The 23,081-nt window shown below is 61.1% G+C and carries 21 protein-coding genes and 1 tRNA gene; 12 read left to right on the top strand and 10 right to left on the bottom strand.

The annotated features are described in order from the left end of the window. The first annotated feature begins 157 nt into the window (after positions 1–157). Positions 158–1,546 carry an SLC13 family permease gene (locus tag BUB78_RS06270; RefSeq protein ID WP_073196161.1) on the top strand — a complete coding sequence of 463 codons (1,389 nt, stop codon included), beginning with the start codon at positions 158–160 and terminating at the stop codon, positions 1,544–1,546. A gap of 1,205 nt (positions 1,547–2,751) precedes the next feature. On the opposite strand, the gene BUB78_RS20650 is transcribed toward BUB78_RS06270, so the two are convergent. Continuing rightward, positions 2,752–2,892, bottom strand: a complete 141-nt coding sequence (locus BUB78_RS20650) for a hypothetical protein (RefSeq protein ID WP_170865032.1) — start codon at positions 2,890–2,892, stop codon at positions 2,752–2,754. Positions 2,893–3,014: 122 nt separating this feature from the next. Further along, positions 3,015–3,091: transfer RNA gene (locus BUB78_RS06265), tRNA-Met, on the bottom strand. A 107-nt stretch (positions 3,092–3,198) separates the two neighbouring features. On the opposite strand from BUB78_RS06265, the gene BUB78_RS06260 reads away from it, so the two are divergent. Further along, entirely contained in the window at positions 3,199–4,629 is a 1,431-nt protein-coding gene (locus tag BUB78_RS06260) for an FAD-binding oxidoreductase (RefSeq protein WP_073196159.1), read from the top strand. A gap of 2 nt (positions 4,630–4,631) precedes the next feature. Here the strand turns inward: BUB78_RS06260 and hemC are convergent, their stop codons facing one another. Further along, a complete protein-coding gene (gene hemC, locus BUB78_RS06255; RefSeq protein WP_073196156.1) occupies positions 4,632–5,579 on the bottom strand; it encodes a hydroxymethylbilane synthase in 948 nt (315 codons plus the stop codon). Between the two features lie 97 nt (positions 5,580–5,676). On the opposite strand from hemC, the gene hemE reads away from it, so the two are divergent. Together hemE and dddP are read left to right on the top strand one after the other, a co-directional pair. Further along, a complete protein-coding gene (hemE, locus tag BUB78_RS06250; RefSeq protein WP_073196154.1) occupies positions 5,677–6,711 on the top strand; it encodes a uroporphyrinogen decarboxylase in 1,035 nt (344 codons plus the stop codon). 199 nt (positions 6,712–6,910) lie between these two features. Continuing rightward, a complete protein-coding gene (dddP, locus tag BUB78_RS06245; protein WP_073196151.1) occupies positions 6,911–8,254 on the top strand; it encodes a dimethylsulfonioproprionate lyase DddP in 1,344 nt (447 codons plus the stop codon). A gap of 22 nt (positions 8,255–8,276) precedes the next feature. Here the strand turns inward: dddP and BUB78_RS06240 are convergent, their stop codons facing one another. Then, entirely contained in the window at positions 8,277–8,477 is a 201-nt protein-coding gene (locus tag BUB78_RS06240; protein WP_139279267.1) for a hypothetical protein, read from the bottom strand. Positions 8,478–8,594: 117 nt separating this feature from the next. Continuing rightward, entirely contained in the window at positions 8,595–9,200 is a 606-nt protein-coding gene (locus BUB78_RS06235; protein ID WP_245813383.1) for a GGDEF domain-containing protein, read from the bottom strand. On the opposite strand from BUB78_RS06235, the gene BUB78_RS21120 reads away from it, so the two are divergent. Beyond that, positions 9,199–9,477 carry a hypothetical protein gene (locus BUB78_RS21120; protein WP_245813381.1) on the top strand — a complete coding sequence of 93 codons (279 nt, stop codon included), beginning with the start codon at positions 9,199–9,201 and terminating at the stop codon, positions 9,475–9,477. The two genes, BUB78_RS06235 and BUB78_RS21120, sit on opposite strands and share 2 nt — an antisense overlap. A 73-nt stretch (positions 9,478–9,550) precedes the next feature. After that, complete coding sequence (locus BUB78_RS06230; RefSeq protein ID WP_073196246.1) at positions 9,551–10,762, top strand: bifunctional alpha/beta hydrolase/OsmC family protein; 1,212 nt, start codon at positions 9,551–9,553, stop codon at positions 10,760–10,762. Between the two features lie 123 nt (positions 10,763–10,885). Here the strand turns inward: BUB78_RS06230 and BUB78_RS06225 are convergent, their stop codons facing one another. Then, entirely contained in the window at positions 10,886–11,248 is a 363-nt protein-coding gene (locus BUB78_RS06225; protein WP_073196144.1) for a response regulator, read from the bottom strand. 178 nt (positions 11,249–11,426) lie between these two features. Between BUB78_RS06225 and BUB78_RS06220 the strand changes: the two genes are divergently transcribed. From BUB78_RS06220 to BUB78_RS06195, 6 genes are all read left to right on the top strand, one after another. Beyond that, entirely contained in the window at positions 11,427–11,807 is a 381-nt protein-coding gene (locus tag BUB78_RS06220; protein WP_073196142.1) for a DUF1636 family protein, read from the top strand. Between the two features lie 5 nt (positions 11,808–11,812). Further along, positions 11,813–12,751 (top strand): threonine-phosphate decarboxylase, encoded by a 939-nt coding sequence (locus tag BUB78_RS06215; protein WP_073196140.1) that lies wholly within the window; start codon positions 11,813–11,815, stop codon positions 12,749–12,751. After that, on the top strand, positions 12,748–13,650 hold the full coding sequence (cbiB, locus tag BUB78_RS06210) for an adenosylcobinamide-phosphate synthase CbiB (protein ID WP_073196138.1): 903 nt from the start codon (positions 12,748–12,750) through the stop codon (positions 13,648–13,650). The genes BUB78_RS06215 and cbiB overlap by 4 nt, the downstream gene beginning before the upstream one ends. 25 nt (positions 13,651–13,675) lie before the next feature. Beyond that, entirely contained in the window at positions 13,676–14,845 is a 1,170-nt protein-coding gene (locus tag BUB78_RS06205) for a lytic murein transglycosylase (protein WP_073196136.1), read from the top strand. Positions 14,846–15,071: 226 nt separating this feature from the next. After that, complete coding sequence (gene katG / locus BUB78_RS06200) at positions 15,072–17,237, top strand: catalase/peroxidase HPI (RefSeq protein WP_073196133.1); 2,166 nt, start codon at positions 15,072–15,074, stop codon at positions 17,235–17,237. Between the two features lie 89 nt (positions 17,238–17,326). Further along, the gene (locus tag BUB78_RS06195; protein WP_073196131.1) at positions 17,327–17,551 is read left to right on the top strand and encodes a D-aminoacyl-tRNA deacylase; all 225 of its coding nucleotides are present in this window, start codon (positions 17,327–17,329) and stop codon (positions 17,549–17,551) included. A 114-nt stretch (positions 17,552–17,665) separates the two neighbouring features. Here BUB78_RS06195 and BUB78_RS06190 read toward each other — a convergent pair whose 3' ends face one another. Genes BUB78_RS06190 through BUB78_RS21115 form a run of 4 tightly spaced genes read right to left on the bottom strand, consistent with a single transcriptional unit; the run spans position 17,666 to position 23,078 of the window. After that, positions 17,666–18,868, bottom strand: a complete 1,203-nt coding sequence (locus BUB78_RS06190; RefSeq protein ID WP_073196129.1) for an HlyD family type I secretion periplasmic adaptor subunit — start codon at positions 18,866–18,868, stop codon at positions 17,666–17,668. A gap of 1 nt (position 18,869) precedes the next feature. Then, the gene (locus BUB78_RS06185; protein WP_073196126.1) at positions 18,870–21,107 is read right to left on the bottom strand and encodes an ATP-binding cassette domain-containing protein; all 2,238 of its coding nucleotides are present in this window, start codon (positions 21,105–21,107) and stop codon (positions 18,870–18,872) included. Next, entirely contained in the window at positions 21,104–22,444 is a 1,341-nt protein-coding gene (locus BUB78_RS06180) for a TolC family protein (protein WP_245813379.1), read from the bottom strand. The genes BUB78_RS06185 and BUB78_RS06180 overlap by 4 nt, the downstream gene beginning before the upstream one ends. A gap of 46 nt (positions 22,445–22,490) precedes the next feature. Then, positions 22,491–23,078 carry a hypothetical protein gene (locus BUB78_RS21115; RefSeq protein ID WP_245813377.1) on the bottom strand — a complete coding sequence of 196 codons (588 nt, stop codon included), beginning with the start codon at positions 23,076–23,078 and terminating at the stop codon, positions 22,491–22,493. Between the last annotated feature and the right edge of the window lie 3 nt (positions 23,079–23,081).

Here is a 23,081-nt window from a genome sequence, read left to right as displayed (position 1 = left end):
AGAAGACCGGTCGTTCATATAAGCCGCAACGAAATCGAAACCGGTATTAACTGGTCAGTTTGACTTAACTCAGCATCGCGGCAGTGCTGCCGGCGTCATAATCCGAGAAACTTCACCAGGAGCTTTTCACGACACCGTTTGGTGATACGTTACCACTATGAAATTCAATACTGGCCTGATCCTTGTCGGATTGTTGCTTTTGATCGCTCCAACCGTTGTGCCTGCCCCGGAAGGCATGTCAGATTTGGCATGGCGTGCATCGGGTCTGGCGTCTACTATGGCACTGTGGTGGATTTCTGAAGCCCTGCCGCTCCCGGCTACCGCGCTTTTGCCGGTGGCAGTAGCTCCGATCATGGGCCTTGCGGAACTTTCTGATGCAGCGCGGTCATACAGCGATCCGCTGATATTTCTGTTCTTGGGCGGTTTTCTTATCGCCAAGGCGATTGAAAAATCGGGTTTGCACAGGCGATTGGCCGGTGTGCTTCTCAGACAGGCAGGGAGCAGCTCTCATCGAATTCTCGGGAGCTTTATGCTCTGCACGGCGTTTCTCAGCCTTTGGATCAGCAATACGGCGTCAGCCATGGTTGTTGCTCCGATTGCTGCCGCAGTCGCTGGCTCGCAAGACGAGACACCCCGTTTTGGCACGGCACTCATGCTGGGCGTCGCGTTTTCAGCTACGATCGGTGGTATGGGATCGCTCATCGGAACGCCACCCAACGCCATTTTCGCCGCTTATGCTCGTACTTCCTATGGAGTAAACGTGGGTTTCGCTCAGTGGGCGGTGATTGGCATTCCAGTTGCATTGGTTCTCTTGCTGGTTACGTGGCTTGCACTCACCCGAGTGTCTCCAAGATTGCCGTCAACTGCGCTAAAGCTGACCTACGGAGCGCCGGAAGCTGCAATTCAGAAAGCTGAGCGCAGGATCGCAGTTATTGCCGGGCTGACTGCGCTTGCATGGGTTTCAAGGCCATTGATCGAATGGATTTTTCCAATGGTTGCGCTTTCCGACGCGGGTATCGCGATGATAGCCGCTCTGACGCTTTTCATGATTTCTGACGGCAAAGACGGGCGGTTGCTGGACTGGGAAGCTGCCGCGTCTTTGCGTTGGGATGTGCTGATACTGTTTGGCGGTGGACTGGCGCTCGCCGGTGTAATCCAACAGTCAGGTTTAGCGGATTGGATCGGCGGGAGTGTTCAACTGGTAAGTGACTGGCCAAAGTTCGTCGTTCTTCTCTTCATTGCCGCCCTCATCGTCTACGTGGGTGAGTTGGCAAGCAATACCGCGATGGCGGCGATCTTCTTACCGATTGCCGGTGCCGTCGCGACGGGACTTGGCACTGATCCTGTTGCTTTCATGCTTCCAATCGCAATGGCCGCCTCGATCGGGTTTATGCTGCCGGTCGCGACGCCGCCAAACGCAATCGTATTCGCGGACCCGGTGGTGACCCGATCCGACATGCTGCGTGCAGGTGCTCCGCTGGACGTAATTGCACTTTTCATAACTGTGGGAGCGACTTCAGTTCTGGGATCCATTGTTCTGAAGTAACCAGCACCAAAAAGGGCGCGAAATTGAGTATAAAGATAAAGTGGAAAAGACTGGACATATGAAACCGCTCTTTTTGATCGTCGCTTATCTGGTCGCTGTCACATTGCCGTTGATCTTGTCCTGGTGTCTGACGTCAGACACGTAGCACTGAGAGCGGGAGAGTGAAGTGGCCTATGCGGATTTTCCGGGACTGAAGTAAATGTTTCTAGAGCCTCGAAGACTCTTGCCCCGCGACAGGCAGAAGGTGCGGGGGAAAAGCAGGAATCGATCGCGAGAGGCCTTTTTGAAAATGATATATTTACGGGTTGTGCAAAATGTAGGCTATGACCCCACCTGAAAACAGTTGACCCTTCTGGTCGCCTGTCCGACGCGGGAACGCGGATAGGTTCACCGGCAGTCGGGAACAGTTCCGTAGGGCGGTGCGGCTGCACGTAGTATGCAGCACGGCGGCCCATTGCGTCGAACTCCACGCCAGCGGCAATATAGCCGCCGTTGCCCAAGTCGCGGGTCAGGGACTCGTCCACCATCTCAGCCGGGATATCGGGCTTGCCGGATCGTGGGGCTACGTGAGCTTCTGAAATTCGCTCGCAGCACTTGCGGAACCGATTGCCGAAGCCCGTTTGCGTATTGTCATCACAACCTTCAATCTGGAGCCGTTGCGAGCGCCAGTGGCAAAATGCGTCTCGCGCGCGTGGGGCATGATTGACGCACATAGGCCCTTGTCGCCCAAGTTCATCGTCACCAAACACCGCCCCGTCTTCCATTAGGTCCTCTGACGCGGCGAAATCATCGGCATCTGGGCGCGGAATGATGATGAAAGATGACAGTGTGGTCGACTTGTCTCTGAAACATATTGTTTCCACGATCAAGGCGCTTTCCGTGCAATTTGGCCCCAATCCCGTCAGATTATCGCAGCATTAGGGCACAAATACATAAAAAAGGTGGACGACTTTTTCAGCAGATTAGCGGGAAAGCGTGACGAAAAAGACATGAACGGAGGCGACAAGTCAAGGTCGCGTTCAAATCGCGATAAACTTCCTGCGCTGTTGGATCAGGCAAAAATTGATACAGGGTGCCGACCGCTTCCGGTTTCATGGATTCGTAGGTGGATGGCCAATATTGGCTGGTAGGCCGTGAGGCGCGAGGCCAGCACGGATTGCTCCAGCGCCCCAGAGCCACCCCTAGATGCACAACAACAGCAAAACTTAGCAGCTCGAAAGATCGTCAGACAGCGTCGACCCGCCTTCCATCAGGTCATCGGACTCTGCGACATCATCGGCACCTGAACGAACAAGCTCCAGCAGCCCAAGTTTCGGCTTGATGATCTTCTCTTGAAGACTTGTCATTGATCGACACTCCTTGATTGCGCTCCATAAGAGCAGAAATGTCAGATCAACCCGTGTGTTTTACAAATAAAACCAAGAAACGCAAAAGGCTTAGAGGTTTCCCTCTAAGCCTTTGAATTATTTGGTAGCGGAGGAGGGATTTGAACCCCCGACACGCGGATTATGATTCCGCTGCTCTAACCAACTGAGCTACTCCGCCAGAACGAGGGCGTAGGTATGCCAGCCCGCGCCGTGCGTCAAGGGCGAAAAATACCTTTTGGACAACGCATCTTGTGGCGCGCGCGCGGTTGGCACATGATCCAAGCCATGAACAGCAAACCCCATACCGGTCCGCTCTTTGAACTGGGCCGGATCATCGGCCCCAAATACGTGCTGACCGGGGCCGATACCGCCCCTTGGGCGCACGACTGGACAGGCAATGCAGAGTGGAGCCCGCTAGCGGTGCTGCGCCCGGCGAATACCGCCGAAGTCTCTGCCGTTCTCCGGCTGGCCAACCAACATCGCCTTTCCATCGTGCCGGTGTCGGGCAACACCAACCTTGTCAAAGGCACCTCGGCCGAGGGCATGCTCATGCTGTCGCTGGAGCGGATGTCAGCCATCCGAGAGATTCGCCCCGAAGCCCGCATCGCCATTGTCGAGGCCGGGGTGATCATCGCCAACCTGCATGCGGCCAGTGCCGAACATGACCTGATCTTTCCGCTGACCTTCGGCGCGCGCGGTTCGGCGATGATCGGCGGGGCGCTCTCGACCAACGCGGGCGGCTCGAACGTGGTGCGCTATGGCAATACCCGCGATCTCTGCCTCGGGCTTGAGGTGGTTCTCCCAAGTGGCGAGGTGATGAACCTCATGAGCGAGCTGCACAAGGATAACTCTGGCTATGATCTGCGCCATTTGATGATTGGTGCCGAGGGCACGCTTGGCATCATCACTGCCGCCGTTCTAAAACTGGCGCCGAAACCCCGCGCCTATGCCACGGCGATGGTCGCGGTACCTTCGGTCAACGCCGCGCTTGCGCTCTTGAACCGGCTTCAGGATGAAACCGGCGGCGCGGTCGAGGCGTTTGAATACATGCCGCGCAGCTTTATCGACGCCTACCTTGAGCGTTTCCCCGAGGCCCGCCCGCCGCTTGACACCAGACATGAGGTTAACATCCTGGTCGAGCTGGGCGCACGCGCGCCCCGCGACACCACACCCGGCCCGGATGGCAGCGTGCCGCTTGTCGCGCATTTTGAAGGCGTGCTTGCCGAACTGCTCGAAGACGGCACCCTGCTTGACGCGGTGGTGGCGCAAAACAGCGCGCAGCGCGCCGAAATCTGGGCCCGGCGCGAGACCTCGGCACAGGTGTTGCGAATGCGCAGCCCGGTGATCGACAACGATATCGCCGTGGCGACCGACCGCATGCAAACCCTGCTGGAACGGATCGAGGCGCGCAGCAAAGCGATTGATCCCGGCATTTTCAACACCGGCGTGGCGCATCTTGGCGATGGCAACCTGCATTACGCGGGCTTTCCCTCGGCCAGCGACCCGGCGCTGCACCGCGCCATTCAGCGCGCGGTCGAGGAAGAGGTGATCGCCCTCGGTGGTAGCTTTTCCGCCGAACATGGCATCGGCCTGTCGAAAAAACCCGCCATGGCGCTTCATAAGGACAAGGCGGCGCTTGGCGTGATGCGCGGGATCAAGACAGCGCTTGATCCCAACAACATCATGAACCCCGGCAAGCTATTGCCCGACGCATAGCCTCATGCGCGCCAGTCGAAGAACCCGTCACCCGCCCGCGCCAGCAACCGCGCGGCCATCTCCCGGCCAAGCTGCGCCCCGTCCTCGATCAGGGCGGTGCCCTCATCGCTCAGGCTTTCGCTGCCGTCGGGGCGCAGGATCTCGCCGCGCAGGCGCAGGGTGCCGCCCGACAGTTCCGCCAAACCGGCAATCGGCGTCTCGCAGGACCCGTCAAGCGCCGCCAGAAAGGCGCGCTCGGCGGCAAGCCGTTCTCCGGTTTCCGTGTGGTGAATCGCGGCCAGCATATCGGCGGCGCGGCTGTCATCTGCGCGCCGCTCGATCCCGATGGCGCCCTGCGCCACGGCGGGCAACATCACCTCGGGCTCGATCGCGCATTGCGCCACCTCGGAGCGGCCCAGGCGGTTCAATCCGGCCATTGCCAAAAAGGTACAGGCGGCCACGCCGTCATCCAGTTTCTTCAACCGGGTCTGCACATTGCCGCGAAATTCGACCACCTCAAGCTGTGGGTAGGCGACCAGAACCTGCGCCTTGCGCCGCAAAGACGAGGTGCCGACCTTGGCCCCTGCGGGGAGATCGGCCAAGTTTTTCACCGAGGGCGACACGAACGCATCGCGCACGTCCTCGCGCGGAAGATATGTATCCAGCAAAAGCCCCTCGGGCTGCAGGACAGGCATGTCTTTCATCGAATGCACCGCAATGTCGATTTCCCCGATCAACATGGCCTGTTCGATCTCGCGGGTGAACAACCCCTTGCCGCCGATCTCTTTCAGCGGGCGATCAATAATCCGATCACCTGTGGTTTTAATCACAACGATTTCAAAGGCTTCCTCAGGCAGGTCAAAGGCCGCTGACAGCCGATTGCGCGTTTCATAGGCCTGCGCCAAGGCCAACGGCGAGCCGCGCGTGCCAATTTTGAGGGGTTCGGTCGGGGTGGGTAAATCACGTGTCATGGCGAAGGTTTAGACCCGCGATACCTGACTGGCAAGCGGCAGAGTGCTTGACATCCCGGCCCGCGGGGGTGACCACACAAAAAACGGAGGAACCCCAATGGCCGCTGATAAAACAATCCTCAAGGCGCTGGCTGGCGAAACGCAACCCACCCCCCCCATCTGGATGATGCGGCAGGCGGGGCGGTATCTGCCGGAGTACAAGGCCACGCGCGCCGAGGCGGGCGATTTCCTTTCGCTTTGCTACAACAGCGATCTGGCGACCGAGGTGACCCTTCAGCCGATCCGCCGGTACGGCTTTGACGCGGCGATCCTGTTTGCCGATATCCTGCTCCTGCCCCAGGCGCTTGGGGCCGACCTCTGGTTTGTCACCGGCGAAGGCCCGCGCCTTTCAACCATCACCGATCAAAGGGGCCTTGATGCCCTGAAACCCGTCGAGGATATCCACGAAACCCTCAATCCGATCTATCAGACGGTGCGCAATCTCACGACCGCCCTGCCGCGCGAGACCACCCTGATCGGCTTTGCGGGCGCCCCCTGGACCGTCGCCACCTATATGATTGCCGGGCGCGGCACCCCCGACCAGGGACCGGCCCATGCCCTCAAGGACGAAAACAAGGCGGTGTTCGAGGGGCTTCTGAATCGCATCACCGAAGGCACAATCGAATATCTCTCGGCCCAGATCGAGGCCGGCGCCGAAGTCGTGAAACTGTTCGATAGCTGGGCCGGCTCGCTCAGGGGCGCGGATTTCGACAAATACGCCACCGCCCCCGCCAAGCGCATCATTTCTGAACTGAAAACCCGCCACCCGGGGATTCCGGTCATCGCCTTTCCGCGCGAAGCCGGGGATAAATACATCGGCTTTCACGCCAAAACCGGCGCCGATTGCGTCGCGATTGATGACTCGGTCAGCGCCGAATGGGCCGCTGAACATGTTCAGAAAGACGGCTGCGTTCAGGGCAATCTCGCCTCGTCGCATATGGTAACTGGCGGCGACGCCCTGGTGCGCGAAACCAAACGCATCGTCAAAGCGTTTGGAAAGGGGCCGCACATCTTCAACCTCGGTCATGGCATCACCCCCGACGCCGATCCCGACAATGTGCAACGCATGATCGACGCAGTGCGCGGCGGGTAAGGCATGACGCTCTCCCCTTCTTCTGGCTGAAAATATCCCGGGGGGTCGTCATTGTTGCACCATTGGTCCGAGAGACAATGGCGACGGGCCGCGCGCCCAATATCCTGATGATTGCGTCAAACGCGACCCTGAATCATGTCGCAATCCGGCGCGCAGGACGCATGCGATCTTTCCAGTCTTGGCCCAGGAGGAGAGGCCAATGAACACCCATTTCCGCGACACCCGCAAAATTGACCCGAGCCGCGGTGCCACCCTTGGTGACAACACCCCCAATGACGCCGACCGGATCGAGATTGGCCCGACTCAGCTTGCCTATCGCGAATGGGACGAGGCTGGGCTTGAGCTTCCCGACCTTCAGGCGATGCGTCGCTTTCGCTGGGAGCGGCTGACCGCGTCTGTCGTGGCGCGTGACTATGCCGGAGTGTTGATGTTTGACCCCCTCAACATCCGCTATGCCACCGACAGCACCAACATGCAGCTTTGGAACACCCACAACCCGTTTCGCGCGGTACTGCTCTGCGCCGATGGCTATATGGTGATCTGGGATTACAAGAATTCGCCCTTCCTCAGCACCTTCAACCCGCTGGTGCGCGAACAGCGCTCTGGCGCGGATTTGTTCTACTTTGACCGGGGCGACAAGGTTGATGTGGCTGCCGATACCTTTGCCAACGAAGTGCGCGTTCTTTTGGCCGAACACGCGCCCGGTAACAAGCGGCTCGCGGTCGACAAGGTCATGCTGCACGGGTTGCGCGCCCTCGAAGCGCAGGGATTCGAGGTCATGGAAGGCGAGGAAGTCACCGAAAAGACCCGCGCGATCAAGGGCCCCGATGAAATCAAGGCGATGCGCTGTGCCAGCCACGCCTGCGAAACCGCCGTCGCCGCGATGGAACGCTTCGCCCGCGAGGCTGTCCCGCAAGGGCAGACGAGCGAAGACGATATCTGGGCGGTGCTGCATGCCGAAAACATCCGTCGGGGCGGCGAATGGATCGAAACCCGCCTGCTCACCTCGGGGCCGCGCACCAACCCGTGGTTTCAGGAATGCGGCGGGCGGATTGTCCAGAACAATGAAATCGTCAGCTTTGATACCGACCTTATCGGCAGCTATGGCATCTGCGTCGATATCAGCCGAAGCTGGTGGATCGGAGACCGCCCGCCCCCGGCCGATATGGTCTATGCGATGCAGCACGGCCACGAGCACATCATGCGGAACATGGAATTGCTCAAACCCGGCATCACCATCCCGGAACTGAGCGCGCGCTGTCATGTGCTTGACCCGCATTTTCAGGCGCTGAAATACGGCTGCATGATGCATGGCGTCGGGCTTTGTGATGAATGGCCGCTCGTAGCCTATCCCGACAAGGCCGTGCCCGGTGCGTTTGATTACGCACTGGAGCCGGGCATGGTGCTCTGCGTCGAGGCCCTGATAAGCCCCGAGGGCGGTGATTTTTCAATCAAGCTCGAAGATCAGGTTCTGATCACCGAGACCGGATTTGAAAACCTGACGCAATACCCCTTCGATGATGCGCTGATGGGGCGGGCCTGATCCGCCCGCCCCGCTGCGCGGGTCATCGCGACCGCATGACATTGCCGTGCCAGTCTTCAAGTGCGACGCCGCTCGTATCGGCAGGCTTGACGGCACTCTCGGGGCTTGGGACTGTAACCAAAAGGGCCGCGATCGCCAATCCGATAACGATGATGATGAACCCTGTCGGCAGACCGGAAACCCGTTTCGGCGCGCGGTGATTTACACAAATATCTTGGGGCATGAGGTGTCCTTTCTCTGAACCTGACCTTTCGGCCACCCCAGACATAGGGCCCCCAAAAACATTATAAAAACGAATTTATAATATGCACATCATCACAATTAATGATACTTAAGCACCTCACTCGGCCGCAGCATTCGTCGGCAGCGGGCCCGCATCACGGGCCGGATCATAGACATAGGCCCGGTCGCGGCCCTCGTGCTTGGCGTGATAGAGCGCCCGGTCCGCCTGTTGAATGGCTGCCTCTGCATTGCCACCCGGCGGCAGAGCCGCCACCCCGAAACTGGCTGTCAGGCTAAGCGCCTTCTGATCGACAAATACCGGTTTTTGACGCACACGTCGCCCAAGCCGCTCTGCGGCGACCAAACCGTCGGACAAGGTACTATCGCATAACAGCACGACAAATTCCTCTCCACCGAACCGCGCAACGATGTCATCCGCGCGACAGTTCTCGGCGAGGATCGCGGCAAATTGCCGAAGCGCAAGGTCGCCCGCGTGGTGGCCGTACTGGTCGTTGAAGCCCTTGAAATGGTCAATATCGGCAACAATCACAACAGAGCTTTCATCGCCAAGTTCGGCAACCCTTTCATGAAAGCGGGCGCGTGTGCACACACCGGTCAGAAGGTCGTGATAGACCGCATGTTCAAGCTTGGCGGCAAGTTCGTGAACCTCGAGCATCCGCTGCCCGATAAAAAACGCGATCGGCGCTGAAATCATCACAGCCATGAGCGAGCCGGGCAAAATGGTTTCCGCTGCCAGATCGGGCGGCAAGATAAGCATCCGCAACAGAATACTGCCCAGCAACACGACAAGCGAAACCGCCGCCGCAAACAAGCGTACTTCCCGCCGAGATTTAACGCGCATGACCATTGAGCATATTACCTATCTACCCGGACAATATCACCGAGCGCAGTTAATGATCCGTGGCCAGCACAGAGCGTTTTCATTAAACAAAAAACTGAATTTTAAAGGTTTCGCGCAAGCCGACCTCACCTTCGCGTGACCCGATGCACCCCAGGGTGGCAGAACAGGCCTTGCGCACCTAGTCTTGGACAACGTTGATCAAAGGATATTTCATGCCCACCGAACGCCTGACTTTCACTGGCCATGCCGGCCACGAGCTTGTCGCCCGGCTTGACCTGCCCGAGGGTCCGCATCTTGCGACGGCGCTGTTTGCGCATTGCTTCACCTGCTCCAAGGACATTCCTGCTGCGCGCCGGATCGCGGCGCGGCTGGCCGGGGCCGGCATTGCCGTGCTGCGGTTTGATTTCACCGGGCTGGGCCATTCAGAGGGCGAGTTCGAGAACACCTCGTTTTCCTCCAATGTCGACGATCTTGAGCTGGCCGCGCGGGCGCTTTCTGAACGCGGCATGGCGCCGGGGCTTCTGATCGGCCACAGCCTGGGCGGTGCCGCCGTTCTGGCCGCCGCCCACCGAATTGAAAGCGCACGTGCCGTGGTCACCATCGGCGCCCCGTTTGATCCCGATCACGTCACCCACAACTTTGGCAACGCGCTCGAGAAAATCGAGGCCGAAGGCGTCGCCGAGGTCAGCCTCGGCGGGCGCAACATTCGCATCGGCAAGGGCTTTGTCGATGACGTAAAGGCCGAGAACCTGGAAAAGGATATTGCGCATCTTGGCCGTGCCCTGCTGGTGCTGCACGCGCCACGCGACCAGATCGTCGGCATCGAAAATGCCGCCGAAATCTTCAAGACCGCCAAACATCCCAAAAGCTTTGTCACATTGGACAATGCCGACCACCTGATCACCAATCCAAGCGATGCCGAATATGCCGCACAGGTAATTGCGGCCTGGGCCATGCACTATCTTGATCTGTCGCCTCCTGCGCCTCCGCCGGGCGCCCCCGAAGGCATCGTCCGCATAAGCGAAGCCGATCCAAAGGGATTCCTGCAAGACATCAATTCCGGCCCCGACCACCACATGCTTGCCGACGAGCCAGAGGCGTACGGCGGCACCGACCGGGGCATGTCGCCCTATGGCTTTCTGGCCGCCGGTCTCGGGGCTTGTACCTCCATGACCATCCGCATGTACGCCCGGCGCAAAGGCTGGCCGCTGGCCCATGTCGCCGTTGATGTCTCCCACGACAAGGTACACGCACAAGACGCCCGCAGCGGCAGTGGCGCACAGGCCGACACCTTCACCCGGGTGATCCGGCTAAGCGGCGATCTCGACGCAACCCAGCGCGAGAAACTGCTGGAAATTGCCGATAAATGCCCGGTGCACCGCACGCTGGAACGCAGTTCGAAGATCGTTACCCGCTTAGACTGAAACACGTTTCTTCTTGCCGTAAATATCCCGGGGAGTCGCCCCTTGGGGCGACGGGGCAGAGCCCCCAACCAAAAATGGATTTGCGCGCCTTGCGCGCTCAATTCTTAACACCTTGGTCAGCGCTCAGGCGGTACGCCCGTAATGCTCCACCATCGCCGCCAGATCTTCCGGCGGGGTATCCGATTGCAACAAGGCACGCGCATTCACGCTAAGCTCAAAGATCGACCCATCCGAGAAAAAACCGGTATTCGTGACGAAAATCACCTGTGAGTCTGGATAACGGTAACAGGCAAGATCGGCGACCGCCAAAGCGCTGCCGCGCTCAAGCACGAGATCCAGAATAATCACATCGAAGGCCTGGGTATTAAGCGCGTTCACTGCGCTGCTCTGATCACTCGAAAGACAAACCTCCATGCCAAGCCGCTGCATGTGGTTCTGCCACAGACGGCCCAGATCAGGCGAGCTTTCAACGATCAGAACTTTCATATACCCTCATGCGGCCTGGCGCCTCTGGCCCCTGCCACGCGCTGTCTACCCAATGTCTTTGCCCTCAAACCTTAACAAAGTGTTAATGCTTTCCTGATCGCGCTGGTTTCGCATAGCCAACCCTTGCAGATTGTGCGGATTTCCGCTTGAACCACACCAAACAACAAGCGAGCCCCCGATGACAAGCTGGATCACCATTTGCGACACCTGCAAAACACCCGACTGGGACGAGACCACACATTCCCGCCCCCATGGTCAGGACATGGCCGACCTGATTGAAGCAGCCGCCATGGCCCGTGAAGGCGTCAGGACGCGGCGCGTGTCCTGCCTGATGGGCTGTTCTCATGGCTGCAACGTCGCGGTTCAGGGTGCCGACAAGCTTGCCTATACCCTCGGCAAATTCGACCCCACCCCCGAGGCTGCGGAGGCCATCGTCGACTACGCCGCCCTGCATGCCCAAAGCACCAACGGCCAGGTGCCCTACAAACAATGGCCACAGGGCGTGAAAGGGCATTTCATCACCCGTCACCCGCCCCTGCCCGACACGGCAGAGGAGTAACCGCGATGCTGCGCGATCACGGCGGCGGGCTTGACGCGGCCATCGCCCGCCACGGCGGCCAGCGCGCCGATTGGCTTGATCTCTCGACGGGGATCAACCCTCTGCCCTATCCGGTCGACGCTCTTGAACAGGAGGCATGGACCGCCCTGCCGGATCGCGCCGCTCAAGACGCCCTGATCCGCGCCGCCCGCGCCTTTTGGCAGGTGCCCGAAGGCGCCGCGATTCTCGCCGCGCCCGGCGCGTCGAGCCTGATCGCGCGGCTACCCGGACTGGCACAACCGGGAACGGTCCACATCCCGGCGCCAACCTATAATGAGCACGCCGCAGGCTTTGCCGCCCACGGCTGGAGCGTCACGGCCACCGCGCCCGTGCGCCCTGACGCGCGCGTGATCGTCCATCCCAACAATCCCACGGGGCATTTTTACGGGGCTGACGATCTTGGCGCGCCGCTCACCGTGATTGATGAGAGCTTTTGCGATATCGCCCCAGAGCGCTCGCTTGTGGCCCATGCCACGCGGCCCGGTCATATCGTTTTGAAAAGCTTTGGAAAATTCTGGGGGCTGGCGGGGCTGCGGCTTGGCTTTGCCATCGGCCCCGAGCCGCTAATTGGGCAACTACAAGAGATGCTTGGCCCCTGGCCGGTTTCCGGCCCGGCCCTTGCCATCGGCGCGCGCGCGCTTGGCGATCAGACCTGGGCAGAGGCAACCCGTGACCGCCTTTCAACCGACGCCGCGCGGATTGATGCGCTGATGCTGCGCGCGGGCGCCGAAGCGGCAGGCGGCACATCGCTGTTCCGGCTCTACCGGGTGGAGACCGCCAGCGACTGGCAGGATCGTCTTGCCGCTCACCGCATCCTGGGGCGCGTCTTTCCTTATGCCGATGATCTGATCCGCCTTGGCCTGCCGACGCCCGAAGGCTGGGCGCAGCTTGAGCGCGTTCTGTGACGCTGATTTTTGCCATGCTGCTTGATGCGGCTTTGGGCGAGCCGCGCTGGCTCTGGGATCGGGTACCGCATCCCGCCGTGCTGATGGGGCGCGCGGTTGGCTGGTGCGACAAGCGGCTCAACCGGGGCACGGCGCGGCGCGGGCGCGGGATCATCACGATGATGCTGCTCGGCCTCTGCGCGATGGCACTTGGCGGGCTGCTGGAAGAGTTTGGGCCGCTGGTCGAAATCCTGGTCGTGGCGATGCTTTTGGCACAGCGCTCGCTGGTTGATCACGTCGCCGCAGTCGGCAACGCGCTGCGCCTGTCGCTTGGCGATGCACGTCTGGCGGTGGCGCAAATCGTCGGGCGCGATACCGCCGCGATGCAGCCCTCCGACGTGGCACGTGGCGCCATCGAATCCGCCGCCGAAAACCTGAGCGACGGGGTCATCGCCCCGGCCTTCTGGTTTCTGATCGGCGGCCTGCCGGGGCTGCTGCTCTATAAAATCACCAATACCGCCGACAGCATGATCGGATATCGCACTGAGAAATACCTTGAATTCGGTTGGGCGGCGGCGCGGTTTGATGATCTTCTCAATCTGATCCCGGCACGGCTGACGGCGCTGCTGATCGTGGTGACCCATGCGATCTGGTCCGACTGGCCCGCGATCAGGGCCGAGGCCCCGCGCCACCGCTCGCCCAATGCCGGCTGGCCCGAGGCGGCAATGGCGCGCGCGCTTGGTGTCGCCCTGTCGGGGCCGCGCACCTATCATGGCGTGCTGACCGATTTTCCTTATGTTAACGAGACCGGGCGCAAAGACATCGGCGCGCCCGAGATCGACGCCACCTGTCGCGCGCTTTGGCGGGTCTGGGCGGGAGCCTTGGGGCTGGCAATCCTGCTGTCGTTTGTGTTTCACTGACGCAACCAACAGAAAGGCACGGCACATGCGAGGGATCACGACGGCACTGGCGCTCTGGCTGGCAAGCACAACATGGGCAAGCGCGGACTGCGGCGGCAGCTTTCAATCCTTCGTTAAGGGCCTGCGCCAAGAGGCGTTTGCCAAGGGTCATGATCCGGCCACGGTAACGCGCTTTTTCGCCAGCGCGCGTCAGGACCAAAAGGTGTTACAGGCCGATCGCCGTCAGGGCGTGTTTCAGCTTCCCTTTACCGAGTTCGCCCGCCGCCTGATCAGCAATGACCGTCTGAACAAGGGCCGCGCCATGGCCAAACGCCACAAGGCAAGCTTTGACCAGATTGCGCGCAGCTATGGCATCGACGCCGGTGTCTTGCTGGCATTCTGGGCGTTCGAGACCGACTACGGCGCGTTTCAGGGCGATTTCAACACGCTCAACGCGCTTGTCACCCTGGCGCATGATTGCCGCCGCCCGGAACTGTTCCGGCCACAGATTTTCGCGGCGCTTGAGCTTTACGAACATGGCGATTTCGACCCGGCCACCACCACCGGGGCCTGGGCCGGGGAAATCGGCATGGTGCAGATGCTGCCGCGCGATATTCTTGAAAACGGCGTCGATGGCGATGGCGATGGCCATGTGCGGCTAAAATCCTCGCCCGCCGATGCGCTTTTGTCCGGGGCCAAGATGCTAAGCGGGCTTGGCTGGCGCAAGAATGAGCCGTGGTTGCAAGAGGTCGCCCTGCCCGCCGGGTTTGATTGGTCGCTCAGCGGGCTTGAGACGGTCAAACCCGCGGCCGAATGGGCGCGCATGGGCGTTACACCGCGCCACGGCAAGATCAATACTGGCCTGCCTGCCCGCGTGATCCTGCCGCAAGGCAAAGGCGGACCGGCCTTTCTGGCCTATCCCAACTTCGACGTTTATTTTGAGTGGAACCAAAGCTTTACCTATGTTCTTACCGCCGCCTATTTCGCCAACCGCCTTGCCGGTGCGCCGGTTTTTGATCCGGGCAACCCCGATCCGGGGCTTTCGGGCGATCAGATGAAGGCGCTACAGAGCAAGCTTGCCAAGCGCGGTTATGACGTGGGCAAGATCGACGGCATCCTTGGCGCGGGCACCCGCGCGGCGGTGCGCGATGTGCAGGCGCGGCTTGGCCTGCCAGCCGACGCATGGCCGACGCGCGCCCTGCTCGACAGGCTCTGATCCTCGCCCTGCAATCAATAATCAAAACCTATCGTTGCGATTACAAAATGCAACTTAAACCTATGGTTTGAATTTGATATGTATCGCGCAGACTTGATCGGGGGGAGAGGGTCCGCCTGTCCGGCCTTATGGCGAATAGGACAGGTGGGCATCATGCTAATCGCTTGTAAACAAGCCCCTTTATCAAACACACATTCAGTTAACCAAGCCAGAATCGGAGAGACAGATGGACGGAAACGATATGGGGAAATGCCCGGTCATGCATGGCGGCAATACCGCCACCGGAGCCTCGAACATGGAATGGTGGCCCAAGTCCCTCAACCTTGAGATCCTGCACCAGCATGACACCAAGACCAATCCGATGGGCGCTGATTTCAACTATCGCGAAGAGCTCAAGAAGCTCGACGTCGAGGCCCTGAAAAAGGACCTGACCGCGCTTATGACCGACAGCCAGGACTGGTGGCCGGCCGATTGGGGCCATTACGGCGGTTTGATGATCCGTATGGCGTGGCATTCTGCCGGCTCTTACCGTCTTGCCGATGGTCGCGGTGGCGGTGGCCATGGCAACATCCGCTTTGCCCCGCTCAACAGCTGGCCCGACAACGGCAACCTCGACAAGGCCCGCCGCCTTCTCTGGCCGCTCAAGAAGAAATACGGCAACAATATAAGCTGGGCCGATCTTATCCTGCTTGCGGGCACCATGGCCTATGAATCCATGGGCCTGAAAACCTTTGGTTTCTCCTTTGGCCGCGAAGACATCTGGCACCCCGAGAAAGACACCTATTGGGGCGCGGAAAAGGAATGGCTCGCCCCCTCCGACAGCCGCTATGAGAGCGTCGAGAACCCGGCCACGATGGAAAACCCGCTGGCCGCGGTGCAGATGGGTCTGATCTATGTGAACCCCGAGGGCGTCAACGGTCAGCCTGATCCGCTCAAGACCGCCGGTCAGGTCCGCGAGACCTTTGCCCGCATGGCGATGAACGACGAAGAAACCGCCGCCCTGACCTGTGGCGGCCACACCGTCGGCAAGGCGCATGGCAATGGCGATGCCGATGCTCTCGGCGCCGAACCCGAGGCCGCAGAGATCGAGAACCAGGGCTTTGGCTGGGTTAACCCGAACCTTGACGGCAAGGCCACCAACGCGGTGACCTCGGGCATCGAGGGCGCGTGGACGACCAACCCGACCAAGTGGGACATGGGCTATTTCAAGCTGCTGTTCGGCTATGACTGGGAGTTGACCAAATCACCCGCCGGCGCACAGCAATGGCAGCCTATCGGCATCAAGGAAGAGGACATGCCGGTCGATTCAACCGACCCGTCCAAGCGCGTCATGCCGATGATGACCGATGCCGACATGGCGATGAAAATGGACCCGACCTATCGCGCGATCTGCGAAAAGTTCATGGCCGATCAGGCTTATTTCGACGATTGCTTTGCACGCGCTTGGTTCAAGCTGACCCATCGTGACCTTGGCCCCAAGTCGAACTACTTCGGCCCCGATGTCCCGCAGGAAGACCTGGTCTGGCAAGACCCGATCCCGGCGGGCAGCACCGGCTATGACGTCGCGGCCGTCAAGGCCAAGATCGCCGCTAGCGGCCTCTCGCTTGGCGACATGGTTGCCACCGCTTGGGACAGTGCGCGCACCTTCCGCGGCTCGGACATGCGCGGCGGTGCCAATGGCGCGCGCATTCGCCTTGCCCCGCAAAAGGACTGGGAAGGCAACGAGCCCAAGCGTCTGGCCGCTGTTTTGGCCACACTCGAAGGCATCGCCAGCGAGACCGGCGCCAGCCTGGCGGATGTGATCGTTCTGGCCGGCAATCTGGGTGTTGAACAGGCTGCCAAGGCGGCTGGCTTTGACATAGAGGTGCCCTTCGCGCCGGGCCGTGGCGATGCCAGTGCCGAGATGACCGACGCCGACAGCTTTGACGTTCTGGAACCGCTGGCTGATGGCTTTCGCAACTGGATGAAGGCCGACTATGTCGTCACCGCCGAGGAAATGCTTCTCGACCGGAGCCAGTTGATGGGCCTCAGCGCGCATGAAATGACGGTTCTTGTTGGCGGAATGCGGATGCTCGGCACCAACCATGGCGGCACCAAGCATGGCGTGTTCACCGACAATGAGGGCGCGTTGACCAACGATTTCTTCGTGAACCTCACCGACATGGCGAACACGTGGAACCCGGTTGACAACGGCATCTACGAGGTGCGTGACCGCGCCACGGGCAAGGTCAAGTGGACCGCCACCCGCGCCGATCTGGTGTTCGGCTCAAACTCGATCCTGCGGGCCTATGCAGAGGTCTATGCCCAGGACGACAACAAGGAAAAGCTGGTGCGCGATTTCGTCGCCGCATGGACCAAGGTGATGAACGCCGATCGCTTCGATCTGGCCTGAGCCACCCCTAACCACATCCGGGCGCGGCACATCAAACCGCCGCGCCCGCCCCGCCCTGACCCGCAAGCTATCCGGGCGCTCATGGCGCGATGGCATCAGGCGGTTCGGCTCTGGTGTTAATCCGGTTCACCCGGGCCGCCGATGCCAGGCGCGGCACCCGCGCCGGGTTTTCAAGCGCCGCCTGCGATGACGAACGCCACCGCTATGAGGACTTCGCAGCTCCGATCGCCGCCAAGGGCTTCGCCACCCAAACCGGCCAGTTCGGCGCGGACATGAAAGCCAGCTTCATCAACGCCGGCCCGGTTGCGATCTAAATCGACACGGCACCCTTCTTCTTGCCACAAAATATCCCGGGGAGTTTGAGGGGCAGCGCCCCTCATCCTTTACCAAAAAAGAGCGCGCCGCAGGCGCTCCTTCGGCTCAAACCCCTAGGGTTCGCGCAGCGCCTGTTGCGATTTGCAGAGTGGCTTCAAGAGATACTGCAGCACCGTCTTTTCACCAGTGTGCAACTCGACCTCGGCCTGCATGCCGGGGCGGATCTCGATGCCCGCCTGCCGGGGCGTCAGCGCGCTCATATCGACCCGCAGCGTCACCTTGTAATGCGGATCGCCATCCGGATCACGGGCGCGCTCATCCTTGAACGTATCGGCAGAGATGAAATTCACCTGCCCCTTGAGGGTGCCATAGATCGTGTAATCATAGGCCGTCAGCTTGATCGTGGCCTCTTGTCCGCGCCGGATATTGGCGATGTTGCGCGGCTCGACGCGGGCCTCGACAAACATTTCTTCATCCAGCGGAATGACTTCGAGGATTTGCTCGCCCGGCCGCACCACACCGCCAATCGTGGTCACCTTGAGGTTATTCACGATCCCACGCAGCGGGCTGCGAAGTACGGTGCGGTTGAGCTGGTCCTGACTGGACTTAAGGCCCTGCCTCAGCGTCGCCAGTTCCTTGAGCGTCTCGGAATAGGCCTCGGCGCGCTCAAGCTCGGCCTGGGTGACAATCTCGTCATAACGCTTTTGGGCATCGGCATGGCCCTTGCGCGCGCGGGTCACTTCGATCAGGGCCACGATCTTGCGCTCAAGCAGGTTCTCCAACAGGCGCTTTTCCTCGGACGATTGCTTGAGAACGCTTTTCGCCCCCTCGCTGCGTTTGACGAAATCCTCCTGCCGGGCCTTCAATAGCGCGCGCTCCGAGGCGATCATATCCGCCGCGCGCGCGCCAAGGTGACCGGGAACGGTAAAATCGAACTGCCCGGCAAGCTCGGCCTCAAGCCGCAGGCGGCGCACTTCAAGCGCGGCAATCTGATCGCTCAGATCGACAACCGCGCTTTCAAACTGGGTGTCGTGAAGGCGCGCAAGGATATCGCCGCGCGCCACCACATCGCCTTCCTGCACCAAAAGCTCGGCCAGGATACCGCCTTCGAGGTTCTGGATGATCTGTGGGCGCGAGGTCGAAATAAACTCGCCCTGCGCGCGCACGATCTCGTCGATCCAGGCAAAGGCCGCCCAGAGGATAAACGCCCAGACCGTCAGCGCACAGAGCCAGACCGTAAGGCTCGGGCCGCGCAGGCGGTCATTAAGTTCGGCCAGAATACCGGCGGTGGTGCGGGGGCTGTCCAGGCTGCTCATCTCAGGCACCTCCCTGCGCGGTGGGTCCGGCCTGCGCCAGATGCGCAAGCACCTGATCGCGCGGCCCGTCCACGGCCATGCGCCCGGCCTGAAGGATCAGGGTGCGGCTGGTCAGCGACAGGATCGGCATGCGATGCGTCGCGATGATCGCCGTGCGCCCCTTGAGCCATGTTTCAAGGCGGCTCACGAGGGTGCGTTCAAGCGTCTGATCAAGCGCCGCGGTGGGTTCATCCAGAAGACAGATCTTCGGGTCCTGAAGCCAGAGCCGCGCCCAGCCGATGCTTTGCCGCTGGCCCTGGCTCAACCCGTGACCGCCGTCGAGAATTTCAAGATCAAGCCCCTTGGGGTGGCTTTTCACGAACGGCCCCAGCCCGGCAAAATCAAGCGCCTGCATCAAACGGCCGTCATCGCGTTCCAGCAGCGTCAGGTTCAGGTTCTCGCGCAGGCTTCCGGTGAACAGGCGCACGTCTAGGCCCAGATAGCCGATCAGACGGCGCAAATCGCGCGGCGCGATCTGGCCCATATCGGTGCCATCCAGAAGAACCCGGCCCTTGCTTGGCGCATAAAGCCCCGACAGCAACTTGAGGAAGGTCGATTTGCCCGAGCCGTTGGTGCCAAGCACCGCCACCGCCTGCCCCGGCTGAATGGCAAGGCCCCCGATATCCAAAACCGGCGCCGCGCCCTCGTCATAGGTGAACTGCACCTCGCGAAGCTCGAACCCGCCCTCGATCTGTTCGCGGCGCAGATAGCTGCGGTTTTCTTCCTCGTCCTGCCTGGCAAGCGCGATCGTATCAAGCCCGTTGAGGGCCGATTTGACGTTGCCCCAGCGGGCCAGAGTGCCGCTCAACTGGGTCAGCGGGCCAAGGGTGCGGCTGGTCAGGATGCCGACCGCATTGATCGAGCCAACGGTGAATTCCCCGGCAAACACAAGATAGGTGCCAAGGATCACCGCCCCGATATATGTGGCCTGCTGCACGCCCTGCGCCCAAAAGGTCAGCGCCGAATCAAGGCGGCGCTGTTCGCTTGATTTGAGCGCCTGAAGCGCGGTCAGATCACCCCAGAGGCGGCGAAACCGATCCTCGGCGCGCTGAGTCTTGAGGGTATCAAGCTCAAAGATCGCCTCGTACAAAAGCCGCGCACTGCGCGCGCCGGCGCCCTGCATGTCCTGGGTGAGGCGCATCATCCGCTTTTGCAACAAGAACCCCGGCACCACCATGATGATGCCGCCCGCGATCAAAATCCACACCACATTGCCCGCAATCGACGCGACGAGCGCCAGAAACACCACGATGAACGGTAAATCAGTCAGCGTGCCAATCGTTGAGGCGGTGAAAAATTCGCGCACCGAGCCAAATTCGCGCATCGCACTAAAGAGGTTCGAGGGGCTCTTGCTGGCCAGTTCGGATCGCATGCCAAGCAGGCGATCCATCAGGATTTTCTGCACGTTAAGCTCGATCTGGCGCCCGGCGCCATCCATAAGCCGCGCCCGCGCGATCTTGAGGCCGGCTTCCATCACCAGCGCAAGGCCGGCACCGGCGGCCAGCACCCAGAGCGTGGCCTCGGATTGATGCGGGATCACCCGGTCATAGACCTGAAGCGCGAACAAGGCGACCGCGACCGCCAGAATATTGACAACGAATGAGCCAAGCGTGACTTCGGCGATGTGGCGCTGAAACCCGGCAAATTGCGACCAGAACCAATGCGCCTTGGCGGTCGGAAGGTCATGCGCGCGGCTTAGCGTTTGCGCAGGCGCCTCGGCGCGCACGATCATGCCGGTGAAAAACGACTCGAACTCATCGACCGGCACCTCGGTGCGATTGTCGGTGCAGGTGGTGTCGTAAATCACCAGCGTGCCGCGCTCTTGGCCAAGCACAAGCACGAATTGCCCGCTGGTCATCTGCGCGAGCGCGGGCCAGCGGTCGGGATGCGGATGGGCCACGGTTTCAACCCGCGAGACAAGCCCCACCGCCTCTAGCCCATCGGCCAGGGCCTGGGGTTGCGGCGAGTCATTGGCCGGGCCATTGGCATCGCTGGCGATCATCGCCTCAAGAATATCGCGCGCCATGACCTCGACGCCAAGAAGCGCGCCGTAACTTGCGCCAAGCTTGGCACGCGCCTCGGCTCGCGCGCCAAAGCGCGAGGCCACCGTCGCCTCGCCCGCCCCCTCAGTGGCCGCCCGGCGCAGGGCCGCGCCTTTGGTGCCGCTGGTGATGGTCAGAGCGATTGGCGCTTTGCTCAAATCCGGCTCCAGTCCGCCAAAAGGCCGAGGTCACGGGAAATTTCCAGCCGCGCAAGGGCCAGTTCGTATTTCAGGCTGACGGCGCGGGTCTGGCGGTCTGCGAAGGTTTCATAGACGTCGGCCACATCCATGACCTGACGTTGCCCCGCGTCATACTGTTCCTGAAAAAGTTCAAGATTGGCCTTGGCGGCGCGGCTGAGGGCGCTTGCCTCGCCACCCTGACACGAGAGGGCGGCAAGCCGCGCCTCAAGCCGTTGCAGGATGCGGTTGCTGTCTTCTTCGGCCTGTGTGACACGGCGGCTCGCGGCCTCTTTCTCGGCCTCGATCGCACGCATCTGCGCCCCGGTGCCAAGACCCAAAAGCTGTTCCGAGCGCAGGTTAAGGCCGATGCCGCTACCGCCATCGCCAAGCGTGCCGCCCGCCGTCAGACCCGGCAGCAGACCGGCGCGCGCCATTACGGCGCCCGCGATATCGCGCTCTTTCTCGGCCTCGGCCTTGAGCACGTCAAGCGGCTCTGCGTCGTCGATATGGACCGGCACTTCGCTCAGGCCGGTGACGCCGTTCAGCGGGCGCGCCGACATCGCGTTCAACTCTGCAAGCGCGGTGGTTTCGGCCTCGGTCTGGCTTGCCAGCGTGGCGCGGATCTCGGCCAGCTTCTGACCAAGGACATTGAGGTCGGACATATCCGACACGCCGCCTTTGACGCGCTCGGACATGATATATTCAAACCGGCTCATATCGGCGAGGATGCGGGTCTCAAGCGCGACGCGTTCACGCGCCTCGGCCGCATCAAGATAGAGCGACAGACCGCTCAGAACACGCCCGTTGACGTCATCGGCCAGCGTGACGGCGGCCACTTCGACATCGGCCTTGGCAAAGCCGCGCTCGGCCTTTTTGCGGCCGTTGTCAAACAGCACCTGCTCGACGATGAGTTGCGAGACAATATCACTCAGGCTGGTGAGGCGGATGTTCGGGCCAATGCGCGGCAACCAGTTCTTCGACGCCGCCTCGGCCCGCAACCGCGCGCTCAGCAGGTCGGCCTCGGCGCTGCGGCTGTAGGCCCCGAGCACCGCGCCTGCGACCTGATCAAAGCTGCCGCTCGAGGGCAGAACGCTGCGCCGGTCCTGAAGGGCGGCGATGATCGGGGAATTGGCGGATTCCTTTTGCCGCGCCACCTGATCGGGGCGCGCGCCTGCATTCAGGTTGAAGCGCGATACGCTTTCTTCGTCGCCTGTCCCTGACAGGCATCCTGCCAGAAAGAAACAGGCGGTGCCTGCCGCCAGCCAACGTGCTGATCTTTGCCCCTGCCCCATGGTCTGCCCTCTTATCGGGTTCATCTTTTGGGGGCGCGCAAACAGATATCTCGCGCGCCCCGGCCTTGATTCAGGTAACGATCCGGATCTCGTCATCCACCACCAGCGTGGCATCATTGCCAAGGGTGTAGATGTCATAGGTCTGGCCGTCGATCTGGGTGCTCCCCGCCGATTGCGCGCCCGCAATGGTCAGGTGATCATCGCCGCCGCCCTGCACCAGAACCGTATCGCTGTTGCCCGACAGCGCCAGAACCTGCGCTTCGCTCAGCGTAAGCTGGGACTGATCGCCAAAGCGCAGGTCGATGGTTTCAATATCAAACGCGGCCAGGTTCGGGTTGGCGATATTGACAACCGAGGTGCTGGTTTCATCCAGCACCACATAGGTGCTGGCGGTGTTGCCGCCGGGATCTGTCGCGGTCACCACAAGTTGCGAGCCATCGGGAACCGGCTTGCTACCTCCGGCCGTGTCGAGAAAGAAGTAATCCGTCTCACCGGTAAAGGCATTGGGCTGTTCGCCAAGCGACAACTGCTGAACATTGCCGCCTGCATCAACCTGATGAATGCTGATATCGTCTTCGTTGGTTTCCACGGTGGCATTGCGATAGCCGTCGCCCTGACGGAAATAACCGACGATACCGGGGGTATCGGGGGCCACCATGTC

This window comes from Roseovarius marisflavi (assembly GCF_900142625.1).
Classification (GTDB): domain Bacteria; phylum Pseudomonadota; class Alphaproteobacteria; order Rhodobacterales; family Rhodobacteraceae; genus Roseovarius; species Roseovarius marisflavi.
The sequence above is the reverse complement of the archived record's forward strand: the minus strand, read 5'-3'. Positions and strand labels throughout refer to the sequence as shown.

Excerpts from the sequence above, each read along its gene's own strand:
- BUB78_RS06270 (WP_073196161.1), top strand. The coding sequence starts at position 158 with ATGAAATTCAATACTGGCCTGATCCTTGTCGGATTGTTGCTTTTGATC.
- BUB78_RS20650 (WP_170865032.1), bottom strand. The coding sequence starts at position 2,892 with ATGACAAGTCTTCAAGAGAAGATCATCAAGCCGAAACTTGGGCTGCTG.
- BUB78_RS06260 (WP_073196159.1), top strand. The coding sequence starts at position 3,199 with ATGAACAGCAAACCCCATACCGGTCCGCTCTTTGAACTGGGCCGGATC.
- hemC (WP_073196156.1), bottom strand. The coding sequence starts at position 5,579 with ATGACACGTGATTTACCCACCCCGACCGAACCCCTCAAAATTGGCACG.
- hemE (WP_073196154.1), top strand. The coding sequence starts at position 5,677 with ATGGCCGCTGATAAAACAATCCTCAAGGCGCTGGCTGGCGAAACGCAA.
- dddP (WP_073196151.1), top strand. The coding sequence starts at position 6,911 with ATGAACACCCATTTCCGCGACACCCGCAAAATTGACCCGAGCCGCGGT.
- BUB78_RS06240 (WP_139279267.1), bottom strand. The coding sequence starts at position 8,477 with ATGCCCCAAGATATTTGTGTAAATCACCGCGCGCCGAAACGGGTTTCC.
- BUB78_RS21120 (WP_245813381.1), top strand. The coding sequence starts at position 9,199 with ATGAGCGAGCCGGGCAAAATGGTTTCCGCTGCCAGATCGGGCGGCAAG.
- BUB78_RS06235 (WP_245813383.1), bottom strand. The coding sequence starts at position 9,200 with ATGGCTGTGATGATTTCAGCGCCGATCGCGTTTTTTATCGGGCAGCGG.
- BUB78_RS06230 (WP_073196246.1), top strand. The coding sequence starts at position 9,551 with ATGCCCACCGAACGCCTGACTTTCACTGGCCATGCCGGCCACGAGCTT.
- BUB78_RS06225 (WP_073196144.1), bottom strand. The coding sequence starts at position 11,248 with ATGAAAGTTCTGATCGTTGAAAGCTCGCCTGATCTGGGCCGTCTGTGG.
- BUB78_RS06220 (WP_073196142.1), top strand. The coding sequence starts at position 11,427 with ATGACAAGCTGGATCACCATTTGCGACACCTGCAAAACACCCGACTGG.
- BUB78_RS06215 (WP_073196140.1), top strand. The coding sequence starts at position 11,813 with ATGCTGCGCGATCACGGCGGCGGGCTTGACGCGGCCATCGCCCGCCAC.
- BUB78_RS06205 (WP_073196136.1), top strand. The coding sequence starts at position 13,676 with ATGCGAGGGATCACGACGGCACTGGCGCTCTGGCTGGCAAGCACAACA.
- katG (WP_073196133.1), top strand. The coding sequence starts at position 15,072 with ATGGACGGAAACGATATGGGGAAATGCCCGGTCATGCATGGCGGCAAT.
- BUB78_RS06195 (WP_073196131.1), top strand. The coding sequence starts at position 17,327 with ATGGCATCAGGCGGTTCGGCTCTGGTGTTAATCCGGTTCACCCGGGCC.
- BUB78_RS06190 (WP_073196129.1), bottom strand. The coding sequence starts at position 18,868 with ATGAGCAGCCTGGACAGCCCCCGCACCACCGCCGGTATTCTGGCCGAA.
- BUB78_RS06180 (WP_245813379.1), bottom strand. The coding sequence starts at position 22,444 with ATGAACCCGATAAGAGGGCAGACCATGGGGCAGGGGCAAAGATCAGCA.
- BUB78_RS21115 (WP_245813377.1), bottom strand. The coding sequence starts at position 23,078 with ATGGTGGCCCCCGATACCCCCGGTATCGTCGGTTATTTCCGTCAGGGC.